Genomic DNA, 26,076 nt, shown 5'->3' on the forward strand with positions numbered 1-26,076 from the left:
GCACAAGCCGCTACACCTTGGGGCATAATGCCGACACTTTCATGACCACTGAGGGAATTTATCTTCATGCCCTCGTCTTTTTTCCCCTCGGCTGTAGGGTTTTATTTCACATGATCAAATCTTTGCGTCCATTGTTACTGGCCGGTTTTCTGCTCCCTCTGGCCTTCTCTGTTTCCGCCGCTCCGATCAACACCGCGCTGACGCCCAACGTTGAAAAGGCCATCAAGGCCAGCAAAATGCCAGCCAACGCCTTGTCGCTGGTGATGATTCCACTCAACGGCCCTGGCACCCCGACCATTTACAACGCTGATGTATCGGTCAACCCGGCCTCGACCATGAAACTGGTCACCACTTACGCAGCCCTGGAAATGCTCGGCCCGAACCACCAGTGGAAAACCGAGTTCTACACCGACGGCACGCTCAGCGGCGGCATCCTCAACGGTAACCTCTACCTCAAGGGTGGCGGCGATCCGAAGCTGAACATGGAAAAACTCTGGTTGCTGATGCGTGACCTGCGCGCCAACGGTGTGACGCAAATCACCGGCGACCTGGTGCTGGACCGCAATTTCTTCGTACAACCGCAATTGCCGCAGTTCAACGACGACGGCAATGACGATAACAAGCCGTTCCTGGTCAAACCTGACGCGCTGATGGTCAACCTCAAGGCCTTGCGCTTTGTGGCGCGTAACGACAATGGCCGGGTGCTGGTGTCGGTGGAACCGCCGATTGCCACCATTCGCATCGAAAACCAGGTCAAAGCCGTCAACTCCAAGCAATGCACCGGTGGCGTGCGTTACAACCCGGTGACCCAGGCCGATGGCAGCGTGACCGTGACGGTCGGCGGCCAGTTGGGCGAGGGTTGCAGCTCCCAGACTTACCTGTCGCTGCTCGACCACGCGACCTACACCGCAGGCGCCGTGCGAGCGATCTGGAAGGAACTGGGCGGCAGCATTCAGGGCGTGGACCGTTTGGCGCCAACGCCTAAAGATGCCAAGGTTCTGGCTCGGGCCTTTTCGCCGGACCTGGCGGAAATCATCCGCGACATCAACAAATACAGTAACAACACCATGGCCCAGCAACTGTTCCTGAGCCTGGGTGCGCAGTTCCGCACCGAGGCCGACGGTGACGATGCCAAGGCTGCACAGCGTGTCGTGCGTCAGTGGCTGGCGAAGAAAGGCATCACCGCGCCGCACCTGGTGATGGAAAACGGTTCCGGCCTTTCCCGTGCGGAACGTGTAAGTGCGCGTGAAATGGCCGGCATGCTGCAAGCGGCCTGGAAAAGCCCGTATTCGGCCGAGTTCATCAGCTCGATGCCGATTGCCGGCACCGACGGCACCATGCGCAAACGCCTGAAGACCACGGCGATGCGCGGTGAAGCGCACATCAAGACCGGCACCCTGAATACGGTTCGGGCGATTGCCGGGTTCAGCCGCGACATCAACGGCAATACCTGGGCGGTAGTGGCGATCCTCAACGACAAGGCACCGTTTGGCGCGTCGTCGGTGCTGGATCAAGTGCTGCTGGACCTGTATCGCCAGCCGAAACTGCCGGAAACGGCTTCGGTGTTGTAACGCCCCCTCCTGATCGTTCCCACGCTCTGCGTGGGAATGCAGCCCGTGACGCTCCGCGTCACTGGACGCAGAGCGTCCCTAGAGGCATTCCCACGCAGAGCGTGGGAACGATCATCCTCCCGGGGTTAATTCATCTCCCCCTCAACCCGATCCCGTCCTGCCTGTTTCGCCGCATACACCCCCGAATCCGCCCGCAGCAGCAGCGCATCCGCACCCTCCCCGACTCGCCAGCTGGCAATCCCGAAACTGGCGGTCACGGTCCCGACGCCTTCGATCGGCGAACTGCGCAGCCCTTGCCATAGCTGCAAGGCCAGGACATGGGCATGCTCGCCGTTGATGTCCGGGCAGAGCACCATGAACTCCTCGCCACCCAGGCGACAGAACACGTCGGTGCGGCGCAGCCTATGGCCGATGCGTTCGCACACGATCTGCAACACCCGATCGCCGACCGCGTGGCCATGCTGGTCATTGATGCGTTTGAAATGGTCGATATCGAGCATGATCACCGACAGTTCGCCACCACCGCGTTCGACCCGGGCCATTTCCGTGGTCAGGCGCTCCTGGAAATAGCGGCGGTTGTGGATCCCGGTCAGGGAGTCGGTGATCGATAGCGCCCGCAGTTCTTCTTCCACCCGTTTCAAGTCGGAGATGTCCGAAACATAGCCGTGCCAGAGCACGCCGCCACCGGGCAATTCCTCCGGCGTCGCCTCGCCACGAACCCAGCGCAGGCCGCGCAGGGGCAGCTGCACGCGGTATTCCTCGCGCCAAGGGCTGAGGGTGTCCGCCGACGCCCGGATCGAAGCGCGGACCCGGGTGGTGTCCTGCGGATGAATCCGCGTGAAAATCGCCTCGGCGTTGAGCAACATCACATCCGGTTCAAGTTCGTAGATATCGCGAATACCGTCGCTGGCGTAGATCACGCTGAAGCGACCATCGAATTCCATCTTGAATTGGTAGATCCCGCCGGGCACATGAGCGCTGAGTTTCTTCAGCAACAAATCCCGTGCCGCCAAGGCCTCGTGGACCCGCTTGCGTTCGGTGATGTCAATACAGATCGCCAAGTGCCCGACCCACAAGCCTTGCTCATCGAGGACCGGGGTCGCCAGCATGTTCACGGTCAAATGGCTGCCGTCGCTACGCAGCAGCGTCCATTCCCGCGCTTCGTGACCGCCCTCCTCGCCGCCCTCGACCAACATCGCCTGGCAGGTCGGGATCGGTTTGCCATAACGCGCGCTCAACTCCGCCGAACGTGCCAGGAGCTCCCGGGGCAGGTGCAGGTTTTCCAGGGTCATGTGGCCCACCACCTCGGTGCTGGTGTAGCCCAGCATTTGCTCGGCACCGGCATTAAAGGTTTGGATAACCCCGCGCAGATCAGTGGCGATGATCGCCACTTGGGTCGCGGCATTCAGCACGCCACGCAACTGGCCATGGGTGCCGCGCAACTCCTGCTCGCGGGCACGCAGTTCCTGGGTCCGTTGTTCGACCATTTTCAGCGCCCGTCGACGCTGACTGACCAGCACATAGAGCAAGGCACTGAGCAACAGACTGAGCAAGCCGCCCAGCACCACCAGGGTGGTCACCGAAGAATGATTGGCTCGCAGGAAGGCATCGCTGGGCTGAATGTCGACTTGATAGTCATGGTCGGCAAGCCGTAGCAGTCGGGTCGCGAACAACTCACTGGGGGCTGGGGGGTTGGGGGACTCATAAAGCACTTCGTGCTGATCATCTGTGGATAAGTCGAGGATGCGCACCGAAAGATAGTCACGGCCAGCCTCCGGCAGCCCGTCCGCCAGCAACTGATGCATGCTGATCACCGCCATGACATAACCGTACGGTTTCACCCCCGCCGTCGCCGGACTATTGCGCAGCAACACCGGTGCGACCAGCAGCACGCCGCGCGCATAGGCCGGTTCGATACTGACCAGATGCATCGGCTGCGATACCGCCATGCCGCCGTGCTGATCGGCCCGTTCAAGGGTGGCACGGCGCAAGGGTTGAGCCCACAAGTCGTAGCCCAGCGGCGAACCCAGTTTGCTTTGGGTCTGGCTATACAGCACCGCCACGTACTCATCCCGTTCGGCCGCCAGTTGCAGTTGGCCGTCGGCATTGAGTTCGCGCAGGGTGAAGTCGGGTAAACCCTCTGCACGCACCTGGCGTTCAAATACCGCCCGTTCGGCACCGGTTACCCGCTTGGCGAAGGAATAGGCCTGAGTCCGGTGCAACAGCGGTTGGGTGTAACCGTCGAACTCCGCGCGGGAGACCGAATCGGAATTGGCAAAGAACCGGCGCAGGCCATCGAGGCGCTGCTCCTGATCTTCGAAGCGTTCTTCGATACGGCTGTAACGTTCACTGGCCAGCAGTTGGAAACGTTGCCGCAATTGATGGTGGAACAGATTCAGCGTCGACCACGCCAGCAATCCCGTGAGAATCCCGCCGACAACCAATACCAGCAGAGCGACCAGCCAGGCCGAGACATCTTCACTGATAAAACCCAGGATCTTCGGGCGCACGGCGTGCAACGACATAGACGCAACTCAAAACGCCAGGTGCGGGAAAGCCCATTGGCCATGCGTTGAGTTATAGCTATTAGCCATCAATTTGACCAGCACAGAAAGAAGCCAAGAGCCTTTAAAAATCAAGGCTCTGTGGATCCAATCCCTTCAAGTTTCAACGAGCCGTGATTTTCCAGGCACGGTGGATCTTGCCATTACGGGCGAAATCCGGATCGATGGTCTGGGCGGTGATTTCCTCGACCGCATAACGCTCGGCAAGGTTTTCCTCGAGCTGGAACTTGCGGAAGTTGTTGGAGAAGTACAACACGCCGCCCGGGGCCAGACGCGCCATGGCCAGGTCGATCAATTGCACCTGGTCACGCTGCACGTCGAAGATCCCTTCCATGCGCTTGGAGTTGGAGAACGTCGGCGGATCGATGAAGATCAGGTCGTATTCGTCACGGCAGGCGTCGAGCCAGGCCATCACGTCGCCCTGCTCCAGACGGTTCTTCTCGGAGAAACCGTTCAGCGACAGGTTGCGACGCGCCCAGTCCAGATAGGTTTTCGACAGGTCGACGCTGGTGGTGCTGCGCGCGCCGCCCTTGGCTGCGTGAACACTGGCGGTTGCGGTGTAGCTATACAGGTTGAGGAAGCGCTTGCCAGCCGCCTCTTTCTGAATCCGCATGCGCATCGGCCGGTGATCGAGGAACAGCCCGGTGTCGAGGTAGTCGGTAAGGTTGACCAGCAACTTCACGCCGCCTTCGTTGACCTCGACGAACTTGCCCTGTGCCGCTTGGCGTTCGTACTGCTTGGTGCCGCTCTGACGCTCGCGACGCTTGACCACCACGCGGCTCTTGTCGATGTTCAGGGCCTGCGGAATGGCAGCCAAGGCATCGAACATGCGCGCCGAGGCTTTTTCCGGATCGATGGACTTCGGCGCGGCGTATTCCTGGACGTGGACCCAATCCTGATACAGGTCGATGGCCATGGAGTATTCCGGCATGTCGGCATCGTAGACGCGGTAGCAGTCGATACCTTCGCGCTTGACCCACTTGCCGAGGGCCTTGAGGTTCTTTTGCAGACGGTTGGCAAACATCTGCCCGCCTTCGCTCAAGCGCGGCTGCTCGATCACCACCGGTGCCGGTTTGATCGGGTTGCCGTTCTTGTTGTATTTCTCGTATTTGCCGGGTGCTACGTTGTTGTCTACGACTTCGACTTCGGCCTGCTCACGCTCGACCTGACGCTGTTCCGGAGTGCGACGTTCGCCGGTAACAAACTGGTCCGGCGTGACCTTGATCAGCAGCAACTTGCACGGCAAGGCGCCGTTCCAGAACGAATATTGTTTGTGGCTGCGGATGCCCATGCGCTTGCCCAGGTCCGGGGCGCCGGTGAATACCGCGGCTTCCCAGTTCAAGCAAGCCTGACGCAGACGTTCGCCGAGGTTCTGGTAGAGATAGAGCAAACTCGCTTCGTCACCCAGACGTTCGCCGTACGGTGGGTTGCAGATCACCAGGCCTTTCTGGTTCTGATCCGGACGCGGCTCGAACGTCCCGACCTCGCCCTGGTAGATCTTGATCCACTCGCTCAGGCCGGCACGTTCAACGTTGTTGCGGCCCGGTTGAATCAGGCGCGGATCGGCTTCGTAACCGCGAATCCACAGCGGTGGCTTGGCCAGACCGGCCGCGCAACGCTCAGTGGCTTCTTCGTGAAGCTTTTTCCACAGGGCCGGGACGTGACCGAGCCAGGCCGTGAAACCCCACTGCTCGCGACGCAGGTTCGGCGCCATATCGGCGGCGATCATCGCAGCTTCGACGAGGAACGTACCGACACCGCACATCGGGTCAGCGAGCGCGCCGCCATCGGCCGCAATGCGTGGCCAGCCGGAACGGATCAGGATCGCTGCCGCGAGGTTTTCCTTCAGCGGCGCCGCGCCTTGCTGCAAGCGATAACCGCGCTGGTGCAGGCTGTGGCCGGAGAGGTCGAGGGACAGAATCGCTTCGCCACGGTCCAGGCGCAGGTGAATGCGCAGGTCCGGGTTGAGCTTGTCGATGGACGGACGATCGCCCTGCGGCGTGCGCAGTTTGTCGACGATGGCGTCCTTGACCTTCAAGGCGCCGAAGTGGGTGTTGTCGATGCCCGAGCCGTGACCGCTGAACTCGACGGCCAGGGTGCCATCGTTGAGCATGTGGTCTTGCCACTCGATATCCAGCACGCCGTGATAGAGGTCTTCGGCGTCTTTCATCGGGAAACGCTTGAGCACCAGCAGCACCCGGTTCGCCAGACGCGACCACAGGCACAGGCGATAAGCGGTTTCCATGGTGGCCATGCCGCGCACGGCAGAGGTGTGCTCACGTGCTTCTTCAAGGCCAAGCCCGACGGCTTCCTCGATCAGCAGGCCTTCAAGGCCTTTAGGGCAGGTGAGGAAGATTTCGAATTGATCGGACATTGGAGTCTCAGAGCCTTTAGCTAAGTGAACCGGCAACGCATTGCCGGCCCGGTTTTCAATCAGGCGCTTTTCTAAAAGAGCGCCCGCGTGGCACGAAGGTGTGCCGTCCCACCCTTGCTGCTCGGGTTAAAAGAGCTTAGATGCAAAGACAGATAAAAAAGTTGATGCAACAAAATGTCATAAGTCGACCCTTCGTCGAATAGTCCCCCTGCTCAACAGGAGGCATTCTCACTAAAGGATTACCCCCATCATCCAGCGAGGAGCTGATCATACCGGGGTTTTGCCAATAAACACGGGACAACATCGTGTTACTTATCGCCATACCATCTTTATGGTTACGTCCTTATGACAAAACGATCATTCCCTCGATGTGACGCATTGGTTAGAACTCAATACAGGTTGACGCCGCAATGACGTCAACACCTTGGCTCGCGACGCCGGCAGCGAGCCCCCAACGGCAGGAGTTTTTCTGCCAGACCTCAATTGAGGTCGACGCGATAAATACAGTCAACAAGTGAGGGCAACACCCTATGAGAAGACTTAAGCGTGATCCGTTGGAAAGAGCATTTTTGCGCGGATATCAATATGGCGTTGGTGGCAAATCCCGTGAGCTTTGCCCATTTACTCTACCGTCGGTACGCCAAGCCTGGATTAACGGCTGGCGAGAAGGACGCGGCGACAACTGGGACGGTATGACCGGCACTGCGGGAATCCATAGACTCAACGAACTTCACGCCGTCGGCTAACACAGGGCACACACTCCGACACGACAATCTGATTACGTAACGACTTACCACGCACGCCCCATCCGGGCGGCGGGCTTCGGCCCAGGGGCTCCCTCGAGGAGCCCTTTTTTATGCCTGCTTTTCGCCGAAATACAATTCCCTTGTAGCAGCTGCCGAACGCAGCCTCGCGGTGCTCGGCAGCTGCTACAAGTCAGCGCAAGGCGGCGATGGCGTCTACAGATTCACGAATCAGCGCCGGGCCTTTATAGATGAAGCCGGAATAGAGCTGCACCAAGCTGGCACCCGCAGCGATTTTCTCAGCCGCGTGCTTGCCTTCGGTGATGCCGCCCACGGCGATGATCGGCAAGCGACCGGCCAACTCGGCCGCCAGCACCTTCACGGTGTGGGTGCTCTTGTCGCGAACCGGTGCGCCGGACAAACCGCCCGCCTCGTCACCATGCTCCATGCCTTCTACGCCGACGCGGCTCAGGGTGGTGTTGGTGGCGATCGCCGCGTCCATCCCGGTTTCGATCAGCGCTTGCGCAACCTGAGCGGTTTCTTCGTCGGTCATGTCCGGCGCAATCTTGATCGCCAGTGGTACATGCTTGCCATGGCGCAGCGCCAGTTCTGCGCGACGCGTGGCCAGGTCGGCCAACAATTGCTTCAGCGAATCGCCGAATTGCAGGCTGCGCAGGCCCGGGGTGTTCGGCGAGCTGACGTTGACCGTCACGTAGCTGGCGTGGGCGTAGACCTTGTCCAGGCAGATCAGGTAGTCGTCGACCGCTCGCTCAACCGGGGTATCGAAGTTTTTGCCGATATTGATGCCCAGCACGCCCTTGTACTTGGCCGCCGCCACTCGGGCCAGCAGGTGATCGACGCCGAGGTTGTTGAACCCCATGCGGTTGATGATCGCCTCGGCATCCGGCAGACGGAAAATCCGTGGCTTCGGGTTGCCCGGTTGCGGACGCGGGGTGATGGTGCCGATCTCGACAAAGCCAAAACCCAGTTGCGCAAAACCGTCGATGGCCGCGCCGTTCTTGTCCAGACCGGCCGCCAGACCCACCGGGTTCGGGAAGTCGAGGCCCATGACGGTCACCGCCATTTTCGCCGGCGCCTTGCACAGCAAGCCGTTGAGCCCCAAACGCCCGCCCGCGCCGATCAGGTCCAGGGACAGATCGTGGGAGGTTTCCGGGGAAAGTTTGAACAACAGCTGACGGGCCAGGGTGTACATGGGCGGGTTTGACTCTGGGCTACGAAAAGTGGCGGCGATTATAGCCGGGCATCGGGGTTGCAGGCGAGGCACACGACAAAATCAGCGGGCGATGGCATATGCCTTGCACCGTCACTGACATCAGCACTCATGCCAACGGCGGGATGAGTCGAAAGACAAAGGCGTCGTCACTTGGCCTTGCCCTGGCAAGCAGCCCGGTCCGGCGCTTTTTTATGGAAGGTGTTTACCGATGATTGAAGTTCCAGCCAACCCTCTGGCCTGGGTCAACGGCAGCGATGCCCCGGAAAAGACCGAAATCAACCTCGGCTTCATGGCCCTGAGCGACTGCGCTTCCGTGGTGGTCGCGGCCACGCAGGGCTTTGCCCAACCTTATGGCCTGACCCTGAACCTCAAGCGCCAGTCGTCCTGGGCCAACCTGCGGGACAAACTGGTCAGTGGCGAACTCGATGCCGCCCACAGTCTGTACGGTTTGATCTACGCCGTGCATTTGGGCATCGGCGGTGTCGCGTCGACCGACATGGCGGTGCTCATGGGCCTCAATCAGAATGGCCAGAGCATCAACCTTTCCCATGGCTTACAGACTTTAGGCGTGACCAGTCCTGAAGCACTGGACCGACACGTGCACCAAAGTCGCCCAAAACTCACCTTCGCCCAGACATTTCCTACGGGCACCCACGCCATGTGGCTGTATTACTGGCTCGCGAGTCAGGGTATTCATCCGTTGCAGGACGTCGACAGCGTGGTCGTGCCGCCGCCGCAAATGATCGCGCACCTGCAAGCCGGGCGCATCGATGGCTTCTGCGTCGGCGAACCATGGTCCGCCAGCGCGGTGCAGCAAAACCTGGGGTTCACGATGGCCACCACCCAGACCATCTGGCCCGATCACCCGGAAAAAGTCCTCGGCTGCACCCGTGCCTTTGTCGAGCAATACCCCAACACCGCACGGGCGCTGGTGATGGCGATCCTCGAAGCCAGCCGTTTCATCGAACAAAGCACGGAAAATCGCTGCAGCACCGCGAAGCTGTTGAGTGCGCCCGAATACCTCGACGCGCCACTCGATTGCATCGCGCCGAGGTTGCTTGGTGACTACGCCGATGGCCTGGGTAATCGCTGGCAGGACCCGCACGCGCTGCGCTTCCATGGTGATGGCGAGGTCAATCTGCCGTATCTGTCCGATGGCATGTGGTTCATGACCCAGTTCCGCCGCTGGGGTTTGTTGCGCGACGACCCGGACTACCTGGGCGTGGCCCGGCAGGTCCAGCAACTAGACTTGTATCGAGAGGCCGCCACCGCTGTAGGTGTGGCCACGAGTGATCAGCCAATGCGCAGCAGCCAGTTGATCGACGGCAAGGTCTGGGATGGCCTGGACCCCGCCGGCTATGCCCGCAGTTTCAAGCTGCACGCCATGAGCGACAGCTCGCCCCTTCTCGCCAGCCGCTGACAGGAGACTGCGAATATGTTGCGTATCCTGCTGATCAACGACACCGCGAAGAAAGTCGGTCGCCTGAAGGCGGCGCTGACCGAAGCCGGGTTCGAGGTGATCGACGAGTCGGGCCTGACCATCGACCTGCCCGCACGCGTCGAAACGGTGCGTCCGGACGTGATTTTGATCGATACCGAGTCACCGAGCCGCGATGTGATGGAACAAGTGGTGCTGGTAAGCCGCGATCAACCGCGACCGATCGTGATGTTTACAGACGAACATGACCCCGATGTGATGCGTCAGGCGATCAAGTCCGGGGTCAGTGCCTACATCGTCGAAGGCATCCACGCACAGCGCTTGCAGCCGATTCTCGACGTGGCCATGGCGCGCTTTGAAAGCGACCAGGCCCTGCGCGCCCAACTCAACGCCCGTGACCAGCAACTGGCCGAGCGCAAGCGGATCGAGCTGGCCAAAGGGCTGCTGATGAAAATGAAGGACTGCAACGAGGAAGAGGCCTACACCCTGATGCGCCGGCAGGCCATGAGCCGGCAGCAGAAGCTGATTCAGGTGGCGGAGCAGATCATTGCCATGAGCGAGTTGCTCGGGTAACCGATCGTTCCCACGCTCCGCGTGGGAATGCCGCCATGGACGCTCTGCGTCCGCTTCGAGCTGTGACGCAGAGCGTCACGGGATGCATTCCCACGCAGAGCGTGGGAACGATCTGCGTGAACCTGGCACAGATCTCGCTAGGTAATCACTACAGGTAACCAACGGCGGTTGCCCCACCTACGACAAAGACGTCGCTCACCTCATTCGCCCTTTGGCGAATCCGGTGGCGGCGTTTTTTTGTTTTGGCCCCACAGACCGGGGCCGGTGGTGCGGCCGATGCGGCGCCCCACCTGCAAGCTCATGACTCCTTCTCGAGACTCCTAACAGCTGAGGTGCGCGATGAATTCAAGCTTCTGGAAATCTGGCCATACCCCGACATTGTTCGCGGCCTTCCTCTATTTCGACCTGAGTTTCATGGTCTGGTACCTGCTCGGCCCACTGGCAGTGCAGATCGCCGCCGACCTGCACCTGACCACCCAGCAGCGCGGGCTGGTGGTGGCCACGCCGATTCTGGCCGGGGCCGTATTGCGCTTTGTAATGGGCTTGCTGGCTGATCGCCTGTCGCCGAAAACCGCCGGGCTGATTGGCCAGGTAATCGTCATCTGCGCCCTGTTCGGTGCCTGGAAACTCGGCATCCACAGTTATGAACAAGCGCTGGTGCTGGGCCTGTTCCTCGGCATGGCCGGCGCGTCCTTCGCCGTCGCCCTGCCGCTGGCCTCGCAATGGTATCCACCACAACACCAAGGCAAAGCCATGGGCATTGCCGGTGCCGGTAACTCGGGCACCGTGCTCGCTGCACTGATCGCCCCGGTGCTGGCCGCTGCATTTGGCTGGAGCAACGTGTTCGGCTTCGCCCTGATCCCGCTGATCCTGACCATCATCGTCTTCGCCTGGCTGGCCAAAAACGCGCCTGAGCGGCCGAAAGCCAAGTCGATGTCCGACTACTTCAAGGCCTTGGGCGACCGCGACAGCTGGTGGTTCATGTTTTTCTACAGCGTGACCTTCGGTGGCTTCATCGGCCTGGCCAGCGCCCTGCCCGGCTATTTCAACGACCAATATGGCCTGAGCCCGGTGACCGCCGGTTATTACACCGCCGCCTGTGTATTTGGTGGCAGCTTGATGCGTCCGTTGGGCGGCGCTCTGGCCGACCGTTTCGGTGGCATTCGCACCCTTTTGGGGATGTACACGGTGGCGGCGGTCTGCATCGCAGCGGTGGGTTTCAATCTGCCGAGTTCCTACGCGGCACTGGCACTTTTCGTCTGCACCATGCTCGGTTTGGGTGCCGGTAACGGCGCTGTTTTCCAATTGGTGCCGCAGCGTTTTCGTCGCGAGATCGGTGTGATGACCGGTTTGATCGGCATGGCCGGCGGTATTGGTGGATTTGCACTGGCAGCGGGCATGGGCGCGATCAAGCAAAGCACCGGCAGTTATCAACTGGCCTTGTGGTTGTTCGCCAGCCTTGGCGTTCTGGCCTGGTTCGGTCTGCACGGCGTGAAACGTCGCTGGAGAACCACTTGGGGTTCGGCAGCCGTGACCGCAGCTCGGGTGTGAGGGCTGAATGAGCCTGCAACTGAGTTTTGCCGAAGCGAGCGCCATCGGCCCTCGCGAGGAGAATCAGGACGCCCTGCGTCTGGTCACTCCGGCCCCGGCGCTGGCGGCGAGCAAGGGTTATCTGTTCGCCATCGCCGATGGCGTCAGCCAGTGTGCCGATGGTGGCCTCGCCGCCCGCTCGACGTTGCAGGCCCTGGCGCTGGATTACTACGCCACGCCGGAAACCTGGGGCGTCGCGCAGGCACTGGATCGCCTGCTGCTGGCACAAAATCGCTGGTTGCAAGCCAATGGCGGTGGGCAACCATTACTCACCACTGTCAGTGCTTTGGTCATGCGCGGTAGGCGTTTTACCTTGGCACATGTCGGCGATTGCCGGGTTTATCGCTGGCACACTGACACTTTGCAACGGGTCAGCGAGGATCACGTCTGGGACCAACCGGGCATGCAGCATGTGCTCAAACGGGCACTTGGGCTCGATCAGCATTTGGTGCTGGATTTTCTCGATGGCGAACTGCGGCTGAACGAAAGTTTCGTATTGCTCAGCGATGGTATTTGGGCCGTGCTGGGCGACACCGCGATTGCGGCAATTCTGCGCGATCAACCGGATCTGAACAGCGCGGCGCAGACCTTGGTCAGTGCGGCGCATCTGGCCGGCAGCCAGGACAACGCCAGCGCCCTACTGGTGCGGGTCGATGCCCTCGGTGAAACGAGCATCGGCGATGCGTTGATTCATTTGCAGCAATGGCCGCTGCCGCCAGCCTTGAAACCAGGCCAGACTTTCGAAGGCTGGCAAGTCGAAGGGATACTCGGTCAGAGCCAGCAATCGTTGCTCTATCGGGTGCGCGATGGGCAACAACAACCCTGGCTGCTGAAAACCTTGCCCGGAGCACTGCGTGACGATCACTTGGCCGGGCAGGCGTTGCTGTCGGAAGAATGGTTTCTCAAGCGCGTGGCCGGGCGGCATTTCCCTGAAGTCCATGCCGCCAGTCAGCGTCAGCATTTGTACTACGTGATGCGGGAATATTCCGGATCTACCTTGGCGGAACTGAACGCAGAGGTCGGACCGCTGCCTCTGCCCCAATGGCAGGATTTGGCCGAACGCCTGCTGCGAGCCGTTGGCATGCTGCATCGACGGCAGATTCTCCACCGCGATATCAAACCGGAGAACTTGCTGCTGGGGGACGACGGCGAATTACGCCTGCTGGACTTCGGTCTCGCCTACTGCCCTGGCCTGTCCGAAGACCAGCCTTCTGCCCTGCCCGGAACGCCCAGCTATATAGCGCCGGAAGCCTTTCGCGGGGAAGCGCCGACACCGCAACAGGACTTGTATGCCGTCGGCGTGACCTTGTATTTCCTGCTCACCGGGCATTATCCCTACGGCGAAATCGAAGCCTTTCAGCGCCCACGGTTCGGGGTTTCTGTCAGCGCCAGTCGCTATCGACCCGACCTGCCGGAATGGATCGCGCAAAGTCTGGAGCGCGTCGTGGCGGCGGATCCGGGTCAACGCTTTGAAACGGCGGAAGAATGGTTGCTGCTGCTGGAACAGGGCGAGCGGCGCAGTTTGAGCGTGCGACCCAGACCGCTGCTGGAGCGCGAACCGTTGAAGGTCTGGCGGACCTTGGCGCTGGTGTCGTTGCTGGTGAACCTGGTGCTGCTGTTTTTACTGTTTCATGGCTGAGTTTTTCACTGCCCCCAAAAGATCAAAAGATCGCAGCCTGCGGCAGCTCCTTCCGGTGCCCACGATCTCCTGTGGAGCTACCGTAGGCTGCGATCTTTTGACTTTTCTGCTTCAAAACCGGGCATCGCGCATTGAACCGGTGCACAGAAACACCCTCCTCCCGTGACAAGAGCCCATTAATTCGGCATTTGTGCGACTTGGCACAACCACTGCATTACCTCTCTCACCATACATAAAGCCCAACCTTCAACGTAGAAGGCTGCGCTGCCCGAGAGAACGGGACAAGGACAAAGGCGTCCTCGCTAGGCAACTAGCGGGACGCCTTTTTTTGTTTACGCAAAATTTGTCGAGCAAGACCTGAAAGCCCTGATGAGGCGGGTCCGAGCTCCCCGGAGAACCTGATGAAAAAACTAAAACTGGTGATGATCGGCAACGGCATGGCCGGGGTTCGCACCCTGGAAGAACTGCTCAAGCTGAGCAATGAGCTGTACGACATCACGGTCTTCGGCGCCGAACCCCATACCAATTACAACCGCATCCTGCTGTCACCGGTACTGGCCGGCGAACAGACCTTCGAAGAGATCGTGCTGAACGATCTGGATTGGTACCTGGACAACAACATCAAACTGCTGCTCAACCGCAAAGTGGTGGAGATCGACCGGGTCAAACGCCGCGTGATCGCCGAAGATGGCAGCGAGGCCGAATACGATCGCCTGCTGATCGCCACCGGTTCGACCCCGTTCATCCTGCCGATCCCCGGCAACACCTTGGACGGCGTGATCGGCTACCGCGACATCGCCGACACCCAGGCAATGATCGACACCGCGAAAACCCACAAACACGCCGTTGTGATCGGTGGCGGCCTGCTCGGCCTGGAAGCCGCCAACGGCCTGATGCTGCGCGGTATGCACGTCACCGTGGTGCACATCGGTGAATGGCTGCTGGAGCGGCAACTGGATAAAACCAGCGGCCAGTTGCTGCAAACTGCCCTGGAAGCCCGCGGCCTGCACTTTCGTCTTTGCGAGCAAACCCAGGCCCTGCACGATGCCGGCAATGGCCGGGTCGGCTCGGTTGAGTTCAAGAATGGCGACATCATCCCCGCCGACCTGGTGGTGATGGCCGCCGGCATTCGCCCCAACACCGAACTCGCGGAAAAATCCGGCATCCCCTGCAACCGCGGGATTCTGGTCAACGACACCCTGCAAACCTACGACCCGCGCATCTACGCCATCGGCGAATGCGCCAGCCACCGCGGCATCGCTTACGGCCTGGTAGCGCCGCTGTTCGAACAGGCCAAGGTCTGCGCCAACCACCTCGCTCAACTGGGCTTCGCCACCTACAAGGGCTCGGTGACGTCGACCAAATTGAAAGTGACGGGCATCGACCTGTTTTCCGCCGGCGACTTCATGGGCGGCGAAGGCACCGAAACCATCACCCTCTCCGACCCTATCGGCGGGGTCTACAAAAAACTGGTGATCAAGGATGACGTGCTGGTCGGGGCCTGTCTGTACGGCGATACGGCAGACGGTGGCTGGTATTTCCGGCAGATCCGTGAGAATCACGCCATCGACGAGATCCGCGATCACCTGATGTTTGGTGAAAACGCCCTGGGCGACGTAGGACATCAGGGCCAGGATAAAGCCATGAGCATGGCCGACACCGCCGAAGTCTGCGGCTGTAACGGTGTGTGCAAAGGCACCATCGTCAAGGCGATTCAGGAACACGGGCTGTTCAGCGTCGATGATGTGAAGAAACACACCAAGGCTGCCAGCTCCTGCGGCTCCTGCGCAGGGTTGGTGGAACAGATCCTGATCAACACCGTGGGCGGCGCAGCAGACGTCAAACCGAAAAGCGAAAAAGCCATTTGCGGTTGCAGCGACTTGAATCACGGGCAAATCCGCCAGGCCATCCGCGAGCAGCATCTGCTGACCATCGCCGGCACCATGAGCTATTTGAACTGGCGCACGCCGAACGGCTGCGCCACGTGCCGGCCGGCGCTCAACTACTACCTGATTTCCACCTGGCCCGGCGAAGCCAAGGACGATCCGCAATCGCGGCTGATCAACGAACGGGCCCACGCCAACATTCAGAAAGACGGCACTTACTCTGTAGTCCCACGGATGTGGGGCGGTGTGACCAATCCTTCGGAACTGCGGCGCATTGCCGACGTGGCCGACAAGTACAACGTGCCGATGGTCAAGGTGACCGGCGGCCAGCGTATCGATTTGCTGGGGATCAAGAAGCAGGACCTGCCGGGCGTCTGGAAGGACCTCGACATGCCGTCCGGCCACGCCTACGGCAAATCCATCCGCACCGTGAAGACTTGCGTCGGCAGTGAGTTCTGCCGCTTCGGCACCCAGAATTCCACGCAACTGGGCATCGAGCTTGAGCACGACCTGTTCAACATGTGGTCGCCGCACAAAGTGAAACTGGCTGTCTCCGGTTGCCCACGCAACTGTTCGGAAGCGGGCATCAAGGACGTCGGAATTATCGGCGTGGATTCGGGTTGGGAGATGTACATCGGTGGCAACGGTGGGATCAAAACCGAAGTCGCTGAGTTCTTCGTCAAGCTCAAGACCGCCGAAGAAGTGCGTGAATACAACGGCGCGTTCCTGCAGCTCTATCGCGAAGAAGCGTTCTACCTCGAGCGCACCGTGCACTACCTGCAACGGGTCGGCATGGAGCACATCAAGAAAGCCGTGCTGGAAGACCCGGAGCGGCGCAAGGCGCTCAACGATCGCTTGCAATTCTCCTTGTCGTTCGAGCAGGACCCGTGGAAGGAACGCCTGGAACAACCGTTGCTGAAGAAAGAATTCGACGTCATCGCAGTGAAGAACCTGGAGGTGTCGGCATGAACTGGCTGGATATCTGCGCACTGGAAGAAATCAATGCCCTCGGCTCGCGGATCATCGCCGGCCCGAAAGGCGACATTGCGATTTTTCGTACCAGCGACGATGAGGTTTTCGCACTCGACGACCGTTGCCCGCACAAGGGCGGGCCACTGTCCCAAGGTTTGATCTACGGCAAACGGGTGGCCTGCCCGCTGCATAACTGGCAGATCGATCTTGAGACCGGCGAAGCCCAGGCCCCGGACATCGGTTGCGCTCACCACCATTCAGCACGGGTCGAGAATGGCCGGGTGTTGCTGGCCCTGCGGGAAGCAAGCTGATGAACCAGATCACCGCTTCCACCTGCTGCTACTGCGGGGTCGGCTGCGGCGTGCTGATCGAGCATGACGGCGAGCGCATTCTCGGCGTCAGCGGCGATCCGGCCCACCCGGCCAACTTCGGCAAACTGTGCAGCAAAGGCTCTACCTTGCACCTGACCGGCGACCTCGCAGCCAGGGCGTTGTATCCCGAACTGCGTCTGGGCAAAGGCCTGGCCCGCAGCCGCACCGACTGGGACACCGCCCTCGATCATGCCGCCAGCGTTTTTGCCGAGACCATCGCCGAACACGGCCCGGACAGCGTGGCGTTCTACATTTCCGGGCAATTGCTGACCGAGGATTACTACGCCTTCAACAAACTGGCGCGAGCGCTGGTGGGCACCAACAACATCGACAGCAATTCGCGCCTGTGCATGTCTTCGGCTGTGGTCGGCTACAAGCGCAGCCTGGGCGCCGACGCACCGCCGTGCAGCTACGAAGATCTCGAATTGAGCGACTGCGTGATGATCGTCGGCAGCAACATGGCCTACGCCCACCCGATACTTTTCCGTCGCCTGGAGGAAGCTAAATCCCGGCGGCCGCAGATGAAAGTCATCGTCATCGACCCGCGTCGTACCGACACATGCGATCTGGCTGACCTGCACCTGGCGATTCTGCCAGGCACCGATGTCGCCTTGTTCCATGGGATTTTGCACCTGCTGTTATGGGAAGACTGGGTCGACCGCGACTTCATCAAGGCCCACACCGAAGGCTTGACCGAACTGAAAAACCTGGTGCGCGATTACACGCCGCAGATGGTTTCGCAGCTCTGCGGGATCAGCGTCGAGCAACTGCAGCAATGCGCCGAATGGGTTGGCACTTCACCGAGTTTCCTGTCGCTGTGGTGCATGGGCTTGAACCAGTCCACCGCCGGCAGCGCGAAAAACAGCGCACTGATCAACCTGCACCTGGCCACCGGGCAAATCGGCCGCCCCGGTGCAGGACCTTTCTCCCTGACCGGTCAGCCGAATGCCATGGGCGGCCGTGAAACTGGCAGCTTGTCGAACCTGCTGCCAGGCCATCGCGAGGCTGCCAATGCCGAACATCGCGCGGAAGTGGCGGCGTATTGGGGCGTGGATCAACTGCCTGCAAACACCGGGCTCACTGCTATCGAGTTGTTTGAGCAGGTACGCAGCGGCAAGATCAAGGCGCTGTGGATCGCTTGCACCAACCCCGCGCAATCAATGCCGGATCAAACCGCTGTGCGCGAGGCACTGCAAGCCTGCCCGTTCGTGGTATTGCAGGAAGCCTTTCGCACCACCGAAACCGCCGCCTTCGCTGACCTGCTGCTGCCTGCCGCCAGTTGGGGCGAAAAGGACGGCACGGTGACCAACTCCGAACGGCGCATTTCCCACGTTCGCCGAGCCATCGTCGCACCCGGTGAAGCCCGCTCTGATTGGGCGATCACGGTGGATTTCGCACAGCGCCTGGAAAAATATCTGCGTCCCGAGCAAACCAGCCTGTTCGCCTTTGAAAACCCGGCACAGGTCTTCGACGAGTACAAGCAATTGACCCGCGGGCGTGATCTGGACTTGTCCGGCATCAGTCATGCACTGATCGACCACCTCGGCCCGCAGCAATGGCCTTTCCCCACTGGCGCCAGCGAAGGCACGGCCCGGCTGTACCTGGACGGAATTTTCCCGACGGCCAGTGGACGTGCGCAATTCGTGGCCGACCCGTATCGCGCCGCCAAGGAACAACGCGACGCGCGCTTTCCGCTGACCCTGATCACCGGCCGCCTGCGGGATCAATGGCACGGCATGAGCCGCACCGGCACCGCCGCGCAATTGTTCGGCCACGTCAGCGAGGCCGTGTTGAGTTTGCACCCGGATGAACTGCGCCGGCATCGGCTGCAATCGGGCGACCTGGTCAGCCTGAAAAGTCGCCGTGGCGCGGTGATTGTCGCCGTCGGCGGTGACGACAGCGTGCGACCCGGCCAGGCCTTTCTGCCGATGCATTGGGGTGACCGCTTCCTCAAGGGTGGCGTCAATACCCTCACTCTTCCCGCCTTCGACCCGCTATCGAAACAGCCCGAACTCAAACACAGCGGCGTGCGCCTCGAACCTGTGGAACTGCCGTGGAACCTGTTCGCCCTGATCGAGGGCGATGTTCAACAGCACTTTGAGACGCTACGACCGCTCTGTGAGGCGTTTTCCTACGTCAGCCTCAGTTTGGCCGGCCGCGAACGCCCCGCGCTGCTGATACGCGCTGCCAGCGCCGTCGCGCCTGATTCGCAATTGCTGCGTGATATCGATCAATGCCTGGGACTCAACGATGGCCCGGTTTTGGCCTACGACGACCCACGGCGCTCCATCGGCAAACGGGTGCGGATCGAAAATGGCCGGATCACCGCGATTCGCCTGGCCGGTGAAACCCTTGCCCAACACTGGCTGCAAAGCCTGTGGCTGGAAGGTCGCGCTGACGAACAGCTGCGGCGCTGGCTGCTGGCGCCGCTGAGCGCACCGCCGGGCAACACCAGTACGCCGGCCATCGGTAACAAAACCCTGTGCAACTGCAAAAACGTCAGCCAAAGCGCGGTCTGCGCCGGCATTAGCCGCGGTCTGGACCTGCAGGGTTTGAAACAAGAATTGGGCTGCGGCACGCAATGCGGCTCCTGCGTCCCGGAAATCAAGCGTTTGCTGGCCGCCACTGTGCAGCCGGTCGCCGTCACCTCGTGAGGAAAACACTATGAGCGCAAAAGTCTGGCTGGTGGGTGCGGGTCCTGGCGATCCGGAATTGTTGACCCTCAAGGCCGTGCGGGCGTTGAGCGAAGCGGATGTGGTGCTGATCGATGACCTGGTCAACGATGCGGTGCTGGAGCATTGCCCGCAGGCGCGGATCATTCCCGTGGGCAAGCGCGGCGGCTGTCGCTCCACACCTCAGGCGTTCATTCATCGCCTGATGCTGCGTTATTCCCGCCACGGTAAATGCGTGGTGCGGCTCAAGGGTGGCGACCCGTGCATTTTTGGCCGGGGCGGCGAAGAGGCGCAGTGGCTGCGTGAACATGGGGTCGAAGTCGAACTGGTCAACGGCATCACTGCCGGGCTTGCCGGCGCAACGCAATGCGATATTCCGTTGACACTGCGGGGCGTTGCGCGCGGCGTAACGCTGGTCACCGCCCACACTCAGGATGGCAGCAGCCTGAACTGGCAAGCCCTGGCCCAAGGTGGCACGACGCTGGTGGTGTATATGGGTGTCGCAAAACTGAGCGAGATTCGTGAACAGTTGCTCGCCGGAGGAATGGCGGCGGATACACCGGTGGCAATGATTGAAAACGCTTCCCTGCCGCACCAACGGGAATGTCGGAGCGACCTGACAGCGATGGAAGAAGATGCCTACGCCTTTGAGTTGAAAAGCCCGGCAATCCTGGTCATCGGCGCGGTCGCGGCCTGTGCAGAAGTATCCCTGTCGGTATCTGATTTTCCCGCGAATGCAGTCAACCAGTCAGCCTGACTCTCCCCGCTTCAACCCTGCCTCATCAAATCGCAGACAAAGAAAAGCCCGGCCTAAGCCGGGCTTTTCAGAGCTGCGCGCTAATTACTTAGCGTTAGCTTCAACCTGCGCTTCTACGCGACGGTTTACAGCGCGACCAGCGTCAGTTTTGTTGTCAGCAACTGGGCGGGATTCGCCGTAGCCAACAGACTGAACGCGGGACGATTCAACACCGTACTGGTTGGTCAGAACTTGCTTAACGGCGTTTGCACGACGCTCGGACAGTTTCTGGTTGTAAGCGTCAGGACCGACGGAGTCAGTGTGACCTTCAACAGTAGTGCTGGTGGATGGGTACTGCTTCATGAAGTCAGCGAGGTTTTTGATGTCGCCGTAGCTGTTAGGCTTGACTACCGACTTGTCGAAGTCGAATTTCACGTCCAGCTCAACACGAACAACTTCAGCAACTGCTGGGCAGCCATCAGCGTCAACAGTTACGTTGGCTGGGGTGTCCGGGCACTTGTCAACGTTGTCGCAAACGCCATCGTTGTCGCTGTCGGAGCAGACTTCAGCTGGTGCTGGAGCTGGAGCTGCAGCAGGCTTGGAGCCGCCACCGAAGTTCACACCGATACCGACGCTTGGAGCCCACTCGGTGTCGCCCTGGTCGATGTTGTATTGAGCTTCAACGCCAGCACGGGCGTAGAAGTTCTCGGTGAAGTACAGCTTGGCACCGCCGCCAACGTTGGCGAATGTGGAACGGTTACGACCGCCGGAGCCGTTCTGACCGATGCTTTGATCGGAGAAGCCAGCCGATACGTACGGACGCAGCATGTCGCCCGGGTTGTTGAAGTGGTACAGAGCGTCCAGAGCGGTGTTAGCGCCCTTGATGTTACGACCGTCGTCGGAACGCACGTTGTGCACTTCGTCGTAGCCCAGACGCAGTTCTACGTCGTCGGTCAGGAAGTAACCAACCGAACCACCGAAGAGGTTGCCGTTGTTCTTGAAGTTACGAGCGCTGTCGAATTGTTCTTTCTTTGCGAAGCCTTCGATTTCAACTGCGCCTTGGCCTTGTGCCAGAGCGCCGAAAGAAGTGGCGGCAATCAAAGAACCAATGGCCAAGCCCAAGGTGTTTTTCAGTTTCATCCGTTAAATCCCCATCTGGTGATTGTGAAGCAGTCCCGCAAACCGGGGGACAACTCGGCGGCAAGTCTATCAGAACTTGCCTACACGTAAGAGATATTTGCGCCGAACTAAGTTTCAGCAATGCCTGCAAATTTCTCACGCAATTTATCTAGAGCACGTTTGTAACGCATTTTTGTTGCACTCAAACCCATGTGCATGATATCCGCGATCTCTTGAAATTCCAGCTCTGCGACAAATCGTAGCACCAGAATTTCACGGTCAATCGGGTTCACATACACTAACCAGCGATCAAGTCCACCCTTATCCTCAGGTTTCGGCGCCTTCTCTTCAGACGCTTCCTCGAGGGGGTCCAGACTCAAAGCATCCATCAAGCGACGCTTTCGCCGTTCTTTCCGATACTGCGTGATGCACTCGTTGTACGTGATGCTATAGAGCCATGTCTTGAACTTCGATTTGCCCTCGAAGTTCTTCAGGCCATACAGCACCTTCAACATCACTTCCTGACAGACATCGTCTGCGTCACGATCGTTCCCAAGATACCGTGCACAGACGTTAAATAATGTTCGCTGGTAACGCCGCATCAGTTCTTCATAGGCGCGCGTTACGTGAAACAGCTCGGTATGCGAGCGCGCGACCAACTCCTCATCAGAGAGCTCGCGGGGGTCGTAGCGCGTGGACAGCGATTGAGCTTTATTCAAAACAAGTCGGGCCGACAGTCAGGTCAATGTCCGCCAAAGCGCTTTCAGGGCACTTTGCGGCGGCATACATTAGCAGGGTTTGCCGAATTAGCGGCTACTCACATGCTGCTCCAGGAGGATCCGATTGGAGAGAGAGACTAGCTCACCCTCCTCGGTCAGCAATGTGGTCTTAACCGTGCCGATCTCTTCGATCTGACCTTCGACCTCGCCAACACGCACTTGTTGCCCAACCTGATACAACTCACGCACATAGATTCCCGCAAGAATCTGACCGGCAATTTCCCGGCTTCCCAACCCCATGGCCAGCGCAACCGCCAGACCAACGGTAATCAATACGATCACAATCACGTGGTTGAGCAGGTCAGTCTTGACCTCCAGCTGGCTGATTGCGACCGAAATACTGATGATAATCACCAGGCCCTGGGCAATTCTCCCCAGGCCCGCAGCGTAGTCCAGCCCTACGCCCTCTGCCGCACCCCGCACCAGCCCATTGGCCAATTGCGCGAGCAAAACACCCACAAGCAGCACCAGCGCGGCGCCAAATACTTTCGGCAAATACAGCGCAAGCATGTCAAGCGTAGCCGAAACTCGCTCAAGTCCAAGGGATTCTGCGGCAGAAACCAGAAAAATCAGCAGAACGAACCAATAGACAATCTTGCCAATCAAGGTCGAGATCGGCACTTGAAGTCCGGCCCGGGACAGCAATTTGGTCAGTCCGGTGCCGCCCATCAGGCGATCGAGCCCCAGCTTGGCGAGCAACTTGGACAACAAAGTGTCCAAAAGTTTCGCAACGACGAAACCCAACAGCAACACAACCAGTGCGCCGAACAGGTTCGGGATGAAATTTGCAACCTTGGTCCATAACGCAGTCATTGCAGTGACGAGGCTCTGAGTCCAGAGATCAAGTTCCATATTCAATCAGCCTTATCAGCAGTGCGAACGGTAGGTTTACGGTGGCGGGAAACCGGAGCGACATGGGCCGATCCGTTATTCAAGGCAATCATCAGCGCGGGCAGCCAGCGGCCCAGCAGGCTGAACAGATCACCGGCGCCGACCTGGCGGTTGGCGGTTTTCAGTACACGCCCAAGGCACGCATCGTCGTCCCGGGTGGACGGTGATGCCTTGAGCATGTCACGCAAAGACTGTTCAAACGGATCGTGCATACGCACCTCTCGTGATGTCAGTGAAAGACGCGGTCAAATTTGCTCGGGTCACATGGCTCACCCTCATACCCAGCGCAAACGTCGGAATAACCACCACTGCCCCAGCGCCACCGAGACCATCATCAGACACGCGATCAGGAAGCCATAGGGGCTTGCAGAGAACGGAATCCCACCGACATTGATACCTAAAAGACCCGCTAGAAAACTCATCGGCAAAAAGATCCCGGTGATGATCCCGAAGCGGTACATCGTGCGGTTCATTCGCACGCTCAAACGTCTATCTTCGGCCTCAAGGACCAACCCCACCCGCTCCCGGGTCAATTCCAGCTCCTCGAGATACCGGGTCAGGCTGTTGTTCAATTCGTTCCAGTAATCGCCATCGTCCTCGACGAACCATGGCAGCTTTATACGCGTCAGTTGGCCAAAAATATCCCGTTGAGGTGCAAGAAAACGTTTCAGCGCAGCGGCCCTGCGACGGATCTGTAAAACGGCGCCGTGCTCGGGCGTGTACCGTTCGTCGGCATCCAGCTTTTCTTCTTCCTCATCGACCACTTCCGAGAGGCAACTGACCAGATCCTGCACCTTGTTGGTGAGGTATTGCGCCATATAAAGGATGAGTTCTGACGCCGTTTTCGGTCCTTTGCCTTCGGCGAGCTGCACCAGCAACTCATCGGTGGCGCGCAACGGACGCAAACGCAGAGAAATAACCCGCTGGGCCGACGCGAAAATCCGCACCGAGACCATGTCTTCAGGCTCGGCGCCCGGATTCAGGTTGACCCCACGCAAAAATAGCAGCAGTTCGCTGTCCGAAAGCTGTAAAAGACGCGGTCGGGTGTTTTCTTCAAGTAAAAGATCACAGCTGAATTCGCTCAGACCGCTGGATTTGCGCAGCCAAGTCTGGGTTTGCGGGTGACTGCGATCCCAGTGCAGCCACAGGCTTTCATGGGCCTGCAGCTGCAAGTCATCGAGTTCAGTCCGGGCTATCGAACGCGCACCGCCTTTACCGTCCAGCACCAGGGCATGCACCAGCCCCCACTGCGCGTTTTCTTCCTCGAACATCCGCATCCCTTTGTTGGTTTCTGTTTATTCAGGCATTTTCAGCGGGCTTGGCGAGATGATCACGCCGTTGTTGTCCGCATAGATGTAATGGCCTGGATGGAACGTCACGCCGGCAAAGGTCACCGCTACGTTGAGATCGCCGATGCCGCGTTTGTCGGTTTTCATCGGGTGGCTGGCCAGCGCCTGAACACCTAGATCGGTTTGCGCAATGACGTCGACGTCACGGATGCAACCGTAGATCACCAGCCCTTCCCAACCGTTTTTCGCGGCTTTCTCGGCGATCATGTCGCCCAGCAGCGCACGACGCAGGGAACCGCCACCATCAACCACCAACACCTTGCCATTGCCCTTGAGCTCGGCTTGTTCCTTGACCAGCGAGTTGTCTTCGAAGCATTTGATGGTCACGATTTCGCCGCCGAAGGAATCACGGCCGCCGAAATTGTTGAACATCGGTTCCAGCACCTGCACCAGCTCCGGATAGGCGTCGCACAGGTCAGGCGTGAGGTAATGGTTCATCGAGAAACTCCTGTAAAGAGGAAGACAATCGAGGGTGTCAAAACGTGACCAGAACAGCTCAATGCGTCATATCTTAGCCGCAAGCCGAACAGAGCGAAATGCCCTTGTTAGAGCATCAGGCTCAGACCGCCGCAGCCCGATCCGGTTTTTCACCCAGCAATGGCGTCTGCTGATCTGCCAACCAGCGCGCCACCAGCGGCCAGACTTCCGTCTGGGCGGCTTTGCTGACAAGCATCTCCACATGACCGAAATTATCGCCAAAGCCCTGCTCGCGACCCAGGTTGATAAATTGCTTATGCTCGGAACCCACCTGATCGAACAACTTGCGACAAGCCCAGGTCGGGTCCTGATGGTCACCTGCGGCACTCACGGCCAATACCGGCAACTGAACGTCGGCCAATCCGGCCCACCAATCCTTGTCGGCATCGCCAAAGCGCCCGAACAGGCCATACCAGCGCATGCTTTCCAGGGCCAGGCCAATGGGCTCGTCCTCCGGGCCGCGCTTGAGCCGTGAACCGGACAACTGGGCAAAACGTTTGAGAATGAAGCGCCCGCTCCACTCCACCGGCGGAATCTTCAACGGCCAATAGGTGCGGCTCACTTGCGTACCGAAAAACGCCGCGGAAGCCACCACCGGCTCACCGATGTACTCACCACCCAGCGCTGCCGCCAGGGTAATCCCGCCCAGCGAGTGGCCGATCCAGTGCGGAATCTGGCCGCTTTGCTCGCGCACGAACGCGCCAATGGCCGGCAAATCGTAACGGGCGTAGTCGGCGACGCGGTTCTTGCGGTAGTTCTGGTTACGCTGGGACAGGCCGTGGCCACGCATTTCGGGAATCCATACATCGAATCCCAGACGCGTCAGATAGGCGCCCAGTCCAAGCCCCTTCGGGGAAAACCAGAACCGGCGATTGGAAAAGCTGCCGTGAAGCAAAATAACCGGAACGCCACGCGCGTCTGAGCCATCCGCCATGCCCAGGCGCGTCACAGCCAGTTCGACGGTGCCGTCAGGGCTGTTGCCGGGTTTCAGACGATAGACGTCTTCGCTCAGATCGCCGCGCCGCTCGGCGCTGATCAGGGCGACAGGAAATAGGTTGCTGCTGCTTTGCATATGCTCTTGCACAAAAAAGGGCGGCT

Annotated in this window: 20 protein-coding genes; 10 read left to right on the forward strand and 10 right to left on the reverse strand. The window is 59.8% G+C overall.

Features of this window, described 5'->3' with window-relative positions; all coding sequences use genetic code 11:
• The first annotated feature begins 110 nt into the window (after positions 1-110).
• Positions 111-1,571 (forward strand): D-alanyl-D-alanine carboxypeptidase/D-alanyl-D-alanine endopeptidase, encoded by a 1,461-nt coding sequence (dacB, locus tag ACMXYI_RS28490; RefSeq protein WP_415770341.1) that lies wholly within the window; start codon positions 111-113, stop codon positions 1,569-1,571.
• Positions 1,572-1,696: 125 nt separating this feature from the next.
• On the opposite strand, the gene ACMXYI_RS28495 is transcribed toward dacB, so the two are convergent.
• Positions 1,697-4,096, reverse strand: a complete 2,400-nt coding sequence (locus ACMXYI_RS28495; protein ID WP_415770343.1) for a sensor domain-containing diguanylate cyclase — start codon at positions 4,094-4,096, stop codon at positions 1,697-1,699.
• 142 nt (positions 4,097-4,238) lie between these two features.
• Positions 4,239-6,509, reverse strand: a complete 2,271-nt coding sequence (gene rlmKL / locus ACMXYI_RS28500; RefSeq protein WP_415770345.1) for a bifunctional 23S rRNA (guanine(2069)-N(7))-methyltransferase RlmK/23S rRNA (guanine(2445)-N(2))-methyltransferase RlmL — start codon at positions 6,507-6,509, stop codon at positions 4,239-4,241.
• 530 nt (positions 6,510-7,039) lie between these two features.
• Here rlmKL and rmf point away from each other — a divergent pair.
• Positions 7,040-7,255, forward strand: a complete 216-nt coding sequence (rmf, locus tag ACMXYI_RS28505) for a ribosome modulation factor (protein WP_003223300.1) — start codon at positions 7,040-7,042, stop codon at positions 7,253-7,255.
• Positions 7,256-7,445: 190 nt separating this feature from the next.
• Here rmf and ACMXYI_RS28510 read toward each other — a convergent pair whose 3' ends face one another.
• Complete coding sequence (locus ACMXYI_RS28510; RefSeq protein ID WP_415770347.1) at positions 7,446-8,465, reverse strand: quinone-dependent dihydroorotate dehydrogenase; 1,020 nt, start codon at positions 8,463-8,465, stop codon at positions 7,446-7,448.
• 229 nt (positions 8,466-8,694) lie between these two features.
• Between ACMXYI_RS28510 and ACMXYI_RS28515 the strand changes: the two genes are divergently transcribed.
• From ACMXYI_RS28515 to cobA, 8 genes are all read left to right on the forward strand, one after another.
• Complete coding sequence (locus ACMXYI_RS28515; protein WP_415770349.1) at positions 8,695-9,906, forward strand: CmpA/NrtA family ABC transporter substrate-binding protein; 1,212 nt, start codon at positions 8,695-8,697, stop codon at positions 9,904-9,906.
• A gap of 15 nt (positions 9,907-9,921) precedes the next feature.
• A complete protein-coding gene (locus ACMXYI_RS28520; RefSeq protein ID WP_008146285.1) occupies positions 9,922-10,497 on the forward strand; it encodes an ANTAR domain-containing response regulator in 576 nt (191 codons plus the stop codon).
• Between the two features lie 339 nt (positions 10,498-10,836).
• A complete protein-coding gene (locus tag ACMXYI_RS28525) occupies positions 10,837-12,048 on the forward strand; it encodes a nitrate/nitrite transporter (RefSeq protein WP_415759845.1) in 1,212 nt (403 codons plus the stop codon).
• A 7-nt stretch (positions 12,049-12,055) separates the two neighbouring features.
• Positions 12,056-13,726: a protein kinase domain-containing protein gene (locus ACMXYI_RS28530; protein WP_415770351.1), complete on the forward strand. Its 1,671-nt coding sequence runs from the start codon at positions 12,056-12,058 to the stop codon at positions 13,724-13,726.
• Positions 13,727-14,127: 401 nt separating this feature from the next.
• Positions 14,128-16,581: a nitrite reductase large subunit NirB gene (gene nirB / locus ACMXYI_RS28535; RefSeq protein ID WP_415770353.1), complete on the forward strand. Its 2,454-nt coding sequence runs from the start codon at positions 14,128-14,130 to the stop codon at positions 16,579-16,581.
• Entirely contained in the window at positions 16,578-16,895 is a 318-nt protein-coding gene (gene nirD, locus ACMXYI_RS28540; protein ID WP_008146292.1) for a nitrite reductase small subunit NirD, read from the forward strand. The genes nirB and nirD overlap by 4 nt, the downstream gene beginning before the upstream one ends.
• Positions 16,895-19,609: a nitrate reductase gene (locus ACMXYI_RS28545; protein WP_415770355.1), complete on the forward strand. Its 2,715-nt coding sequence runs from the start codon at positions 16,895-16,897 to the stop codon at positions 19,607-19,609. Before nirD ends, ACMXYI_RS28545 begins: the two co-directional genes overlap by 1 nt.
• Positions 19,610-19,619: 10 nt before the next feature.
• Positions 19,620-20,384, forward strand: coding sequence for a uroporphyrinogen-III C-methyltransferase (gene cobA, locus ACMXYI_RS28550; protein WP_415770357.1), 765 nt, complete (start codon positions 19,620-19,622; stop codon positions 20,382-20,384).
• Positions 20,385-20,468: 84 nt separating this feature from the next.
• Here the strand turns inward: cobA and ACMXYI_RS28555 are convergent, their stop codons facing one another.
• The 7 genes from ACMXYI_RS28555 to ACMXYI_RS28585 form a co-directional block, all read right to left on the reverse strand.
• Positions 20,469-21,503: an OmpA family protein gene (locus tag ACMXYI_RS28555; RefSeq protein WP_415770359.1), complete on the reverse strand. Its 1,035-nt coding sequence runs from the start codon at positions 21,501-21,503 to the stop codon at positions 20,469-20,471.
• A 107-nt stretch (positions 21,504-21,610) separates the two neighbouring features.
• On the reverse strand, positions 21,611-22,201 hold the full coding sequence (gene sigX, locus ACMXYI_RS28560) for an RNA polymerase sigma factor SigX (protein WP_008146300.1): 591 nt from the start codon (positions 22,199-22,201) through the stop codon (positions 21,611-21,613).
• Positions 22,202-22,288: 87 nt separating this feature from the next.
• A complete protein-coding gene (locus ACMXYI_RS28565; RefSeq protein ID WP_415770361.1) occupies positions 22,289-23,113 on the reverse strand; it encodes a mechanosensitive ion channel family protein in 825 nt (274 codons plus the stop codon).
• Between the two features lie 2 nt (positions 23,114-23,115).
• Positions 23,116-23,364 carry a hypothetical protein gene (locus tag ACMXYI_RS28570; RefSeq protein WP_008146303.1) on the reverse strand — a complete coding sequence of 83 codons (249 nt, stop codon included), beginning with the start codon at positions 23,362-23,364 and terminating at the stop codon, positions 23,116-23,118.
• A 63-nt stretch (positions 23,365-23,427) separates the two neighbouring features.
• On the reverse strand, positions 23,428-24,423 hold the full coding sequence (locus tag ACMXYI_RS28575; RefSeq protein WP_415770362.1) for a zinc transporter ZntB: 996 nt from the start codon (positions 24,421-24,423) through the stop codon (positions 23,428-23,430).
• A 24-nt stretch (positions 24,424-24,447) separates the two neighbouring features.
• Positions 24,448-24,939, reverse strand: a complete 492-nt coding sequence (gene rraA, locus ACMXYI_RS28580) for a ribonuclease E activity regulator RraA (RefSeq protein ID WP_415770364.1) — start codon at positions 24,937-24,939, stop codon at positions 24,448-24,450.
• Between the two features lie 121 nt (positions 24,940-25,060).
• Positions 25,061-26,050 (reverse strand): alpha/beta fold hydrolase, encoded by a 990-nt coding sequence (locus tag ACMXYI_RS28585; protein ID WP_415770366.1) that lies wholly within the window; start codon positions 26,048-26,050, stop codon positions 25,061-25,063.
• Positions 26,051-26,076 lie beyond the last annotated feature (26 nt).

Source organism: Pseudomonas lyxosi (assembly GCF_047758685.1).
Taxonomy (GTDB): domain Bacteria; phylum Pseudomonadota; class Gammaproteobacteria; order Pseudomonadales; family Pseudomonadaceae; genus Aquipseudomonas; species Aquipseudomonas lyxosi.

Coding starts and splice junctions, on each gene's coding strand:
- dacB (WP_415770341.1), top strand. CDS start 111: ATGATCAAATCTTTGCGTCCATTGTTACTGGCCGGTTTTCTGCTCCCT.
- ACMXYI_RS28495 (WP_415770343.1), bottom strand. CDS start 4,096: ATGTCGTTGCACGCCGTGCGCCCGAAGATCCTGGGTTTTATCAGTGAA.
- rlmKL (WP_415770345.1), bottom strand. CDS start 6,509: ATGTCCGATCAATTCGAAATCTTCCTCACCTGCCCTAAAGGCCTTGAA.
- rmf (WP_003223300.1), top strand. CDS start 7,040: ATGAGAAGACTTAAGCGTGATCCGTTGGAAAGAGCATTTTTGCGCGGA.
- ACMXYI_RS28510 (WP_415770347.1), bottom strand. CDS start 8,465: ATGTACACCCTGGCCCGTCAGCTGTTGTTCAAACTTTCCCCGGAAACC.
- ACMXYI_RS28515 (WP_415770349.1), top strand. CDS start 8,695: ATGATTGAAGTTCCAGCCAACCCTCTGGCCTGGGTCAACGGCAGCGAT.
- ACMXYI_RS28520 (WP_008146285.1), top strand. CDS start 9,922: ATGTTGCGTATCCTGCTGATCAACGACACCGCGAAGAAAGTCGGTCGC.
- ACMXYI_RS28525 (WP_415759845.1), top strand. CDS start 10,837: ATGAATTCAAGCTTCTGGAAATCTGGCCATACCCCGACATTGTTCGCG.
- ACMXYI_RS28530 (WP_415770351.1), top strand. CDS start 12,056: ATGAGCCTGCAACTGAGTTTTGCCGAAGCGAGCGCCATCGGCCCTCGC.
- nirB (WP_415770353.1), top strand. CDS start 14,128: ATGAAAAAACTAAAACTGGTGATGATCGGCAACGGCATGGCCGGGGTT.
- nirD (WP_008146292.1), top strand. CDS start 16,578: ATGAACTGGCTGGATATCTGCGCACTGGAAGAAATCAATGCCCTCGGC.
- ACMXYI_RS28545 (WP_415770355.1), top strand. CDS start 16,895: ATGAACCAGATCACCGCTTCCACCTGCTGCTACTGCGGGGTCGGCTGC.
- cobA (WP_415770357.1), top strand. CDS start 19,620: ATGAGCGCAAAAGTCTGGCTGGTGGGTGCGGGTCCTGGCGATCCGGAA.
- ACMXYI_RS28555 (WP_415770359.1), bottom strand. CDS start 21,503: ATGAAACTGAAAAACACCTTGGGCTTGGCCATTGGTTCTTTGATTGCC.
- ACMXYI_RS28565 (WP_415770361.1), bottom strand. CDS start 23,113: ATGGAACTTGATCTCTGGACTCAGAGCCTCGTCACTGCAATGACTGCG.
- ACMXYI_RS28570 (WP_008146303.1), bottom strand. CDS start 23,364: ATGCACGATCCGTTTGAACAGTCTTTGCGTGACATGCTCAAGGCATCA.
- ACMXYI_RS28575 (WP_415770362.1), bottom strand. CDS start 24,423: ATGTTCGAGGAAGAAAACGCGCAGTGGGGGCTGGTGCATGCCCTGGTG.
- rraA (WP_415770364.1), bottom strand. CDS start 24,939: ATGAACCATTACCTCACGCCTGACCTGTGCGACGCCTATCCGGAGCTG.
- ACMXYI_RS28585 (WP_415770366.1), bottom strand. CDS start 26,050: ATGCAAAGCAGCAGCAACCTATTTCCTGTCGCCCTGATCAGCGCCGAG.